The following is a 9575-nucleotide window of genomic DNA, read 5'->3' as shown; positions in this document are numbered from 1 at the left end:
TTCATAAGTTTCTTTAATAAATTCAATACTAGCTAAATCATCGGAAAAGGCTGTTGAAGTCCCACATGCAACTCCCCATCTAAGAGCTTCAATAGGATCATGACTCGTCACAAATTCACCTGTGAACCCTGCAACCATCGAATCTCCTGCTCCGACTGAGTTTTTCACGGTACCCTTAATAGGTTTCGCAAAATAAGCCGCTTCTGGTGTTACTAATAATGCTCCGTCACCAGCCATAGAGATGATAACATTTTTTGCACCCTTAGCCAAGATTTCACGGGCATACTTCTCAACATCAGCTAAGCCATTAAGTTTCACACCAAAAATTGCTTCCAACTCATGATTATTAGGTTTTACTAACAAAGGTTGATAGGCCAATGAATCAAGCAAGGTTTGTCCTTCAAAATCACAAACGACTTCCGCTCCTGCTTTTTTGGCTACAGGAATCAATTCATTATAAATTTGATTCCCAAGATTAGCTGGAGCTGATCCTGCAAATACAACAGTATCTTCATTAGTTAGCGAGGATAATATAGACTTTAATGCTTCTACCTGCGCTTCTGTTACTACTGGACCTGCACCATTGATTTCTGTTTCTTGATCAGCCTTGATTTTAACATTGATGCGCGTATCCTGATCAACTTCAATAAATTGGCTAGCAATACCTTCGATTTGCAAGCCGTCTTTAATAAATTGACCTGTAAAGCCACCAATAAAACCAGTTGCTGTATTATCATGCCCAAGTCGTTTTAAAATACGACTTACATTAATCCCTTTTCCACCAACGTACTTATCATCACTATCCATGCGGTTGACACTACCAATTTCAACCGAATCAATACGGACAATAAAGTCGATAGAAGGATTAAGAGTTACTGTATAAATCATACCTCTACTACCTTCGTTTTTTCTTTTATTTTTTCCAATAGCCCATCTGAATGGTTATTGGTAATAATAACAACTTTTTCAACAGGAGCCACTTTTACAAATGAGGCCTGTCCTATTTTTGAAGAATCTACCAAAACATAAGCTTGTTTAGCATTTTCAATAATTAACCTTTTAACAACAGCTTCATCCATATCAGGCGTTGTCAAAAAATTTTCATCAACCCCATTCATACCTAAGAAAGCCTTATCAAAGTTCAATTGTCTTATTTGCTCAACTGCTAGATTACCAACACTAGCATCCGTAGAATGTTTCACAAATCCACCGACAATAATAGTCTTGATCCCCTTCTCTACTAATCTAGAGGCGTGATGGATAGAATTTGTCACAACCGTAATATCTTCGTTTCCCTCAAAAGCTTCAACTAGTAAGGCATTAGTTGTTCCTGCATCAATAAAAATAACTTCTTGAGAATGAACTAAATTTAAAGCTTTAGAAATCACTGATGATTTTTTTTGAACGTTTTTGATAGATTTTTGGCTATTACTTAATTCTTCCTGTAAATGTGCTTTCAGTTCTGCTCCACCATGAACACGGCAGAGCTTACCTTCTAACTCCAATTCATCCAAATCCCTACGGACCGTTGATTCAGACGACTCCAACAAAGGGACCAGATCCTCTAAACTGACAAATCCATGTACCGATAATTTATCCATGATAATTTGTTTACGTTCAGATTTTAACATTTCTCCTCCTTCTGAAATCGTTTACAAATATTATTATACCTTATTTTTATTTTTTGTCAACATTTTTCTTCCAAAAACTTTCAAAATACTTCATCATTCTATCTAAAGTTCTTAAAAAGAAAGCTAGTTGATGATATAAATAATATCTAAGAGGCGTCACCATGGCGTATATCATGTTATAAAAAAACAAAAAAGAGCAGACAAAAACTCTTCATTTAAAAAGTTCATTTGTCTACTCTACATATTGGTATTATTAGATCAGTATCAAACAATGCTACTAGTTAAAAAAGATATTCTTCAGAGCACTGAATAGTGAAAATAATACAGAAAAAGTAATTAAGATAACCACAATAAGAAAAGATAAGGGACGCTTATTTTTTTCTTTCTGACTTTCTTTATAGCGTGCTTTAGTAATATTTTCTTTAATATTTTGCTCTAAAAGTTCATTTTTTTTAGCCATTATATAACTCTCCATAAAATAAATGTTTTAAACATAGTAGATAGATTGTCCACCCTGAGGTCCGTGTTCAATACTGCTAAGCATAATATTACGGATAATTTTTTTCTTAATCTCATAACTTAAACGATCATAGGAAAGTAATGATTCTGCGTAATATTCAAATATACTGTTTCTTTGCGCAATTTGTCGTGTTGTGACAACTGTTTTTAATTGTTGTAGATTATCCACTTGTTCAATCCAACATTCATCAATGGCTTTTAACATAGATAAGCGATAAAATTCTGATATCCTTGCATCATCCGCTAGTTCTACTTCTTTACGTGCTGTTTCTTTTTGATAAAGTTGCCACAGTAGTTTTTCAACAGATTTATCTGATCTGAAATTAAAGCCATCTCGATAACCTTGAAAATGATAACTATAATTATCTAAAATGTAGCGCTTTAGAGTTTCAGGGGTACGCGCGCTATCTTTTTCCATATAGTCTGCAATCATATCTTTAAAAATACTATCAATCTGATCCTTAACGGAATGTTCATTAAAAATCAAATCGTCACGCATAGCATAAATTTTATTTCTTTGAACGCGTAAACTCTCATCAAATTGAATCGTAGAGTTTCTCGCGCTAATCGCCTTATCCTCACTTTTTTCCTGTGCTTGATTAACAGCTCTAGTAAACCTAAGCCCCTTAAGCTCCTTACCATTACTTGTTGATTCATTTTTTTTGAAATAGCGGTGAATCCATTTTGGAGCATATTGAACCATAATTTCATCTTCCAAAGAAACAAAGAAAAGACTCATGCCAGGATCGCCTTGACGTCCCGCTCGACCTCTTAGTTGCCAATCAACTCGACTATTGGGCATCCTCTCAGTTCCAATGACAGCCAGCCCGCCCAGCTCTTCGACTCCTGGACCTAGTTTGATGTCTGTTCCGCGCCCTGCTAGTGGAGTTGCAACTGTGACTGCTCCTTTTCTCCCTGCTTCTTTAACAATCAAAGCCTCTTTTGCGACATTATTTGCTGTTAATAAGCTATGAGCAATTCCCTCTTGTAACAACAATTTCGAATAAATTTCTGCTATGTCTACTGTTCCAGACACCAAAAGAATGGGTTGACCTGTCTGATGAATCTCTTTTACTAGATCCATTGTTGCATAAAGTTTATCTGGCAAGGTAGTATAAATCCTATCAGGATAATCTATTCGCTGAACAGGAGAATTCGTTGGAATGACAACAACAGGGAGTTGGTAGGTAGAGATGAGTTCATCTTCTGCAATTTTAGCAGTTCCAGACATCCCAGATAATTTTGGAAACATATTGAAGAGAGATTGATAGGTAACAGATCCCATCGCTCTAGACTCTTGTGTTTTATTGACCTTTTCTTTAGTTTCAATTGCTTGATGAACTCCAGACTGTAGGCGAGTTCCCTCTAATATACGTCCTGTTCTATTATCAAGTAACTTAACTTCCTCATCTACAACATAGTCCCGATTTTTTTTATAAATGTGATGTGCCCTGAGAGCTAAATTGATATGGCGATTTAATTCAAAATATTGATTTGAAAAGAGATCATCAATATCAAAGAATTCCTCTGCATAATCAACTCCTTTGTTCGTCAAATAAACTATTTTTTCATCTTCATCTAAAAAATACTCCTCTGATTCAACTAAAGTTTGAACAAATTGATCTGTCATTTCAAACAAATTAGACTGTACACGAGGGGCACCTGAAATGATCAAAGGCATCTGCGCACTATCTAATAATACTGCATCCGCTTCATCTACAATAACATAATTAAATGGGCGGAGAAACTTACCTTCAATAGAGCCTGCTAAGTTATCTGTAAGATAGTCAAATCCTAATGCAGCACTTGTTGTATAAACAATATCAGATTGGTAGACCTCACGACGCATATCTGGTGTAACATCAATACTATCATCGAAAACACCTATGCCTACTGTCAAACCTAACCACTTATAAACTTCTCCCATCTCAATCGCGTCACGTTCTGCAAGGTATTCATTTGTTGTGACCAAAATAGCTCCTTTACCTGTTAAACCATTAAGGTATAACGGCATAGTAGCTGTTAAGGTCTTACCCTCCCCTGTCTTCATTTCAGCGATATTCCCCTTATGTAAGGCAATAGCACCTAAAACTTGAACATCATACGGGAATTTCCCTAAGACACGTTTATTAGCTTCTCGAATGGTGGCATAAGCTTCAGGTAATAAATCATCTAATTGTTCTCCATCCGCTAAACGTTCTCTAAATCGTAAAGTCTGATCTTGCAGTTCTTGATCAGAGAGATTTTCCATCTTATCTTTGAGTCTATTGACCTGCGCAAGGATTTTTTCAAAGCCTTTCAGCCTTATTTTATCTAATAAAGATTTTTTTTGCACCTCAATTAGCTTCCTTTCTCTTGCAGTTAAATGGTTTCAATTAAGGAGGACACAAAATTCAACTCTTCTGGTAACTCCTTTTCAATGTAACGTTTTGAAAATACTTTCTTAGTAAAGGGTGAAACCTCTCTTTTCTCTTGGTACAATTCTAAAGAAGTAAAATATAAGGCTTGGCACCCTCCACTCATCAAGGTAATAGTATAAGAAAACGCTCCTTCTGGATAAGTAAAACTAGTCTCCTCATCCCTTATATTTTTTACAGCAATCGATTCACCGAGTCTATTAAAAAATTCTATCTTTACAAAAACTCTTCGATTTGGAATAACATCCATATTGGCAACTAAAGTATAAGTCTTACCAAATTCTAAAACTGGTAATTCTGGAGTACGTCTATCACGTTGATAATTCGTTCTAGACATCCATTTATAGATTTCTTTACCTGGTGGCATTAATAAGTTCTCAAAACGAACACTCTCTCCAACAAATCTGATAATTGATCCGTAAAGATAAGTGCTACTAGTTGCCACTTTATCCCATTTAATCGTTGCTATTAATTCTCTTGTCATTTGGTTTTCCTTCCAAATTTATCTGCTAATATCGTACTATATTGTTTTAAAAACCACTTATTAATGGCTGGACTATTATCATTATGTCGTCCAGGATAACCTTTAGCATAAATATGAGAGGCTTTTGATGAAAGATGCTCAATCAACTCCTCTGTTGCTGTACCATCATAGTCATCATCTTCCATAAAAGCGATAGCAAAATCAGTATTAGGGAAGTCAGATTTATCAAATTTTGACCAAAACTTTTGATTTAGCAACTCAATATGTTCTTCATCTGTTCCACCTGTCAAGCTCAAAGTCACGTCAGCCATTGTTTCAAATTCATTTGGACGACGTAACTTTAATGCCTTGGTTGTATTTCCTAAACTGGCGAAAGGTTTACCAACAATAACTGCTGCAGGGTTAAAACTAGAAGCGTAATAAAGGGCTCCAAAAGTCCCCATAGAAAGACCCGAGAAGATCAAGTCGTTAGAACTAAATCCCAAGTAATCTAGCGAAGAAGCAATTTTATCTTCAATAGCGTCTTCCAGCTCGGAACTGCCTCCATAAAAACTGCCACCTTCCAGGCGAGGATCACCGATTAACAAAAATGGTGATTTCATATCTTTCATCATGAAATAACCCTCAAAACCTTCAGCTGAGCGATATCCTGAAAAATATACATTTAATGGTGGCTTCATATCTCCAGGTTCAAAATAAGAAATAAATTCTTGGCGTTGACTATCGGCAAAGCGTTCACCGCCTAAAATGAACTGCCCAAGCCCTTGTCTCGAATTTCTATAATGAAGTGGACCAAAAGAAATTTTTCCCTGACCTCTTGCTAAGATAGAAAAAGAATAGTAATACTGCTCTTCTTCGGTATTTAAAATAAATGGTTTTTTTAATTCATCGCCACTAATAAGACGTGTTTCCTGTATATCATACACCGATCCTGCTACAAAACTTGTTACCTCAATGGCAATTTCAGAATTTCCTGTCACGGTATATTCTTGCCAAAATTCTAAGGCGACTGTTGAGCTAGGAACATTATATCGATATGTAAATAACGGCTCAAAATCTTTACCAAAATTTCCATCAAAATTTAGGGAAACATAGCCAAAATGAGTTACTTTACCATCAAAGGAGGGATGTAAATCAATATCTGATATTTTTAATTTAGCGCCATATTGTCCTCTAAATAAGTTTTTTTCAAGATAGCAAACAATCTCTTCTTTTTCCCCATCAAATGGTAAAGTCCTTGCCATTTTTTTTCTGAGAAATCCCTTGTCGCTAGCCTGTGGTAAGGGAATCCCATCAAGAAAAAAGACAGCATACGGATCAACGACATCATCCAATAGGGACAGACTAGCTTCATCTGCGATATCACTTGTTATCAAGATAGCTTGATATTGAAGAGTAGGTTCCGATGGAGCTCCTAATGTAGCATTTCCTTTTTTTAGAAGTTCAACAGTTTCGTTTTCTAAGACAGTTTCTAAATCAGATAAAGATGAGTATGACCACTCAATGCCTTTTGGCATCTGAATATGATTTTGCCAATCTTCTTGACCAATTTGTAAAATCTTAATTGCCATAGACTACCTTTCTAATAGGGATTTCCACTGCTCTAAAATGCGACCACTGGTATAATCTGTCATTTTTTCAATAGATGAAATCAAAGCTTTATTCCAATTGGCTAGACCATCAAAATAATAGGAAATAGCTTTTGGTAAATCACTATAATTAGTTATTAACCAGCCATTTTCTTTATGCGATAAATAGTCCGTCTTAACGAGGTTAATTTGAGGAATACCCGCACTAATACTCGCAATTTGGGTATACAAATCTGGTTGACGACCTAAGTCAATAACCAAACGACTAGTATCTAAAGCCTTAATGATTTGATTTTCATTTGTATAAAGCTTTAATTTAATTCGTCCCAAAACTAACTCATTCTCATCAACTTTGTTTTCGCTGTCATCATCTTTAGGTCTCATAAATTTTTCTTTATCAAACTTGGTATCTAGCAAAAAGTTCAACTCTCTTTCAAGTTCACCTAATTGACGATGACTATCAATCGTTGCAATTTTTAAAACAATGAGAGGGTTATCCTCCATAACACTTAAAATAGGAACGACAGCCTTTAAGAATTCATCATCATCCAAGCCATCCACTAGGAAATAAATTTCTAAATCTTTAACGTTCTGACTATGTCCTAGACGCAAACGTGTATCAAACGGTGAAATTCGAGTAATCGGCTTTTCCGTTAACTGCTTTTGATTGATAGCTTCTTTAATTGTTTTATCCATATTTTCTGTATCTGTTACAATAAATTTAGCAACATCATAAATATCAGCTAAATCACGAATTTGATCCTTTAAGGGACGATGACTAAAGAAAGAAAAAATCTTATTTTGTTGAACAAATTGAGTACAAAGTAACTGATTATGTTGGTTATGGGAGGCAATAACTAAGCTATCATTTTGTTTTAGATATTCTACTTTAAAAACAGATAATCGCTCTTGCATCATTTGTTCCCAATTTTGATAAGTTCGATGTTCGAATTCTAAATCCGACAAAGTATTTACCTCTATCAGACCATTTTGACTTAAATGTTCTCGAACTTGCCATATACCATTTTCGTTAAGGTAGTCTCTATACTCTTCTTGACCGTTTTTATAATAAAGGATGCTAGATAAAAATCCCCTATCATCAAAAACGTAACGTTTATCTACCTGATTTTCTTTTAAAAAATCAATCGCATATAAATTTCCATTTTCTGCAAAACAGATATGGGCTAATACCCTTCCTGAACATTTAGCAACAACCGCAAAAGGGGAATACAAAAACTCAGTTTGATCTGGCCAGTTTAAGGCTTTAAAATCAATAGGATTTGTATCTACAGACTTAATATTTTGAATGTCGTCAAAAAAAGACCAATAAGATACTCCAAGTAAATCTTGCTTATGTAAAAAATAACGTAAATTTGGTTGATAATTTAAAATAAGAAGACGAGAAACTTCACCAATACTCTGAAACATTTTTAACTGGTTCACGGTATCATCAAAAGTCATTTTCTCAAAGACACGAAACCATAAAGGGGTATCATCCTGCCAATTATTCTCTTTGCTATACCAAGCTGGTACAAAATAAAACATAGTTACTCCTATAATAGTTTTCCATATTTTTTCCAAGTTAATAACATATCAATTTGCTCAATAATGCTAATCATTAAACTTGTAATGATAAAAATGTTACTTACAAACAAAGCAATCCCTGTCATATCACTTTTTCCAATGGTCAAAAAGAGTGGCCCTACACCAATGAGACAGATAAAGATTGCACCAATATGAGCAAAGATCGTTAATCTTTTCCTTATAAAACGCTCAGTCTCTTTCCCTGGTCTAACATGTTCAATATAATCTCCTCCACGTCGCATATTTTTAGTGATATCGACAGGATCATAATTGTAATAAGTGAAACCTATCGCAAGTAAGTAGAGGATAATAGCATAAATAATGACACCAGGCCAATTTGATAAACCAATTTGATTATAAAGGGTTTCTAAAAACTTTTCTTTTGGAAATAGTCCTTGTAACCCTTGTATGATTAAAGGAGGTAGCATCATCAAAGTCATACCATACATAAAAGGCATCCCTCCCGCTGGATTTAATCGAATTGGAATATAATTTTCTTCTGTATAAGTATTACTAACACTAATTCTTCTAATAGGAATACGATATTCCGCCCTATGAGTAATGATAGTTACTAAAATTAAAGCATTAATAGCCAAAATTGCTAAAATAACTATTCCCCAATAAGTTAGCATTGAAAAATCACCGTTTTTAAAAAGTTGTTCTGCACTTTGGAAAAGTGATAATAACATATTAACGATAATAATGACTGTTGGGCCACCAATTCCCTTTTCAGTATTCATGTTCCCTAACCATGCTAAAACAAAGCTACCACCAATGAGAATGAGAACCGTTACTAAGCGTAATAATCCATCACCTGTAAATAAACTTCCTTCTACTTCTAAAAAATTTAGCGAAGCCGTATATCCAAAAGCTTGAATTAATCCAATAAAAAGTGCTAAGTACATTCTAAAGCGATAAACTTGCGCATTTGTATAATTTTTGAATAATTCAAATACTGTTAAAAATCGCCATAAAATCATACTTGTCATTACAGGACTTAATCCTAATGAAAATAATGTCATGGTGCTTAGTTGTCCACCTGTTACAGAAGCCAAATTATTTAATGCACTCTTTAATGTTGTATTTTTTATAGCTTCAGTATCTAATGGGATTGTGCTGATGGGAATTGCCCTACCAACCATATAAATGAAGACAATCCCTAAAGTGAAGAGCATTTTTTTCAATAAGAGAGAACTTTGCCATTTTATTCGTATTCTTGATAACATATTTTTTCCTAAATCATTTATTTATCTTGTATGGTGACAATAACACTTATCACCATACAAGATAAATAGTAGCTATTTGCATAGCTACTATCCATCGGATTAAAAAGCAAACTACTTTTTATTTA

The 9575-nt window shown here is 34.5% G+C and carries 8 protein-coding genes; all 8 read right to left on the bottom strand.

Annotation, left to right across the window (positions count from 1 at the left end; genetic code table 11):
- The coding region (pfkB, locus tag ACQRDX_RS08785; protein ID WP_427896467.1) for a 1-phosphofructokinase at window positions 1–888 on the bottom strand (888 nt) is incomplete at its 3' end.
- Window positions 885–1631 (bottom strand): DeoR/GlpR family DNA-binding transcription regulator, encoded by a 747-nt coding sequence (locus tag ACQRDX_RS08780; protein ID WP_427896469.1) that lies wholly within the window; start codon window positions 1629–1631, stop codon window positions 885–887. The genes pfkB and ACQRDX_RS08780, both read right to left, overlap by 4 nt.
- Window positions 1632–1908: 277 nt before the next feature.
- The gene (locus ACQRDX_RS08775) at window positions 1909–2091 is read right to left on the bottom strand and encodes a hypothetical protein (RefSeq protein WP_427896471.1); all 183 of its coding nucleotides are present in this window, start codon (window positions 2089–2091) and stop codon (window positions 1909–1911) included.
- A gap of 27 nt (window positions 2092–2118) precedes the next feature.
- The gene (gene secA2 / locus ACQRDX_RS08770) at window positions 2119–4485 is read right to left on the bottom strand and encodes an accessory Sec system translocase SecA2 (protein WP_427896473.1); all 2367 of its coding nucleotides are present in this window, start codon (window positions 4483–4485) and stop codon (window positions 2119–2121) included.
- A gap of 26 nt (window positions 4486–4511) precedes the next feature.
- The gene (gene asp3 / locus ACQRDX_RS08765) at window positions 4512–5051 is read right to left on the bottom strand and encodes an accessory Sec system protein Asp3 (protein ID WP_427896475.1); all 540 of its coding nucleotides are present in this window, start codon (window positions 5049–5051) and stop codon (window positions 4512–4514) included.
- Window positions 5048–6622, bottom strand: coding sequence for an accessory Sec system protein Asp2 (gene asp2, locus ACQRDX_RS08760; RefSeq protein ID WP_427896477.1), 1575 nt, complete (start codon window positions 6620–6622; stop codon window positions 5048–5050). The genes asp3 and asp2 overlap by 4 nt, the downstream gene beginning before the upstream one ends.
- Window positions 6623–6625: 3 nt before the next feature.
- Window positions 6626–8185: an accessory Sec system protein Asp1 gene (gene asp1, locus ACQRDX_RS08755; protein WP_427896479.1), complete on the bottom strand. Its 1560-nt coding sequence runs from the start codon at window positions 8183–8185 to the stop codon at window positions 6626–6628.
- 8 nt (window positions 8186–8193) lie between these two features.
- Window positions 8194–9450, bottom strand: a complete 1257-nt coding sequence (gene secY2 / locus ACQRDX_RS08750) for an accessory Sec system protein translocase subunit SecY2 (RefSeq protein WP_427896481.1) — start codon at window positions 9448–9450, stop codon at window positions 8194–8196.
- Window positions 9451–9575 lie beyond the last annotated feature (125 nt).

Source organism: Streptococcus sp. SGI.013, from assembly GCF_050315295.1.
Taxonomy (GTDB): domain Bacteria; phylum Bacillota; class Bacilli; order Lactobacillales; family Streptococcaceae; genus Streptococcus; species Streptococcus porcorum.
This window is presented reverse-complemented; position numbering and strand designations above follow the sequence as displayed.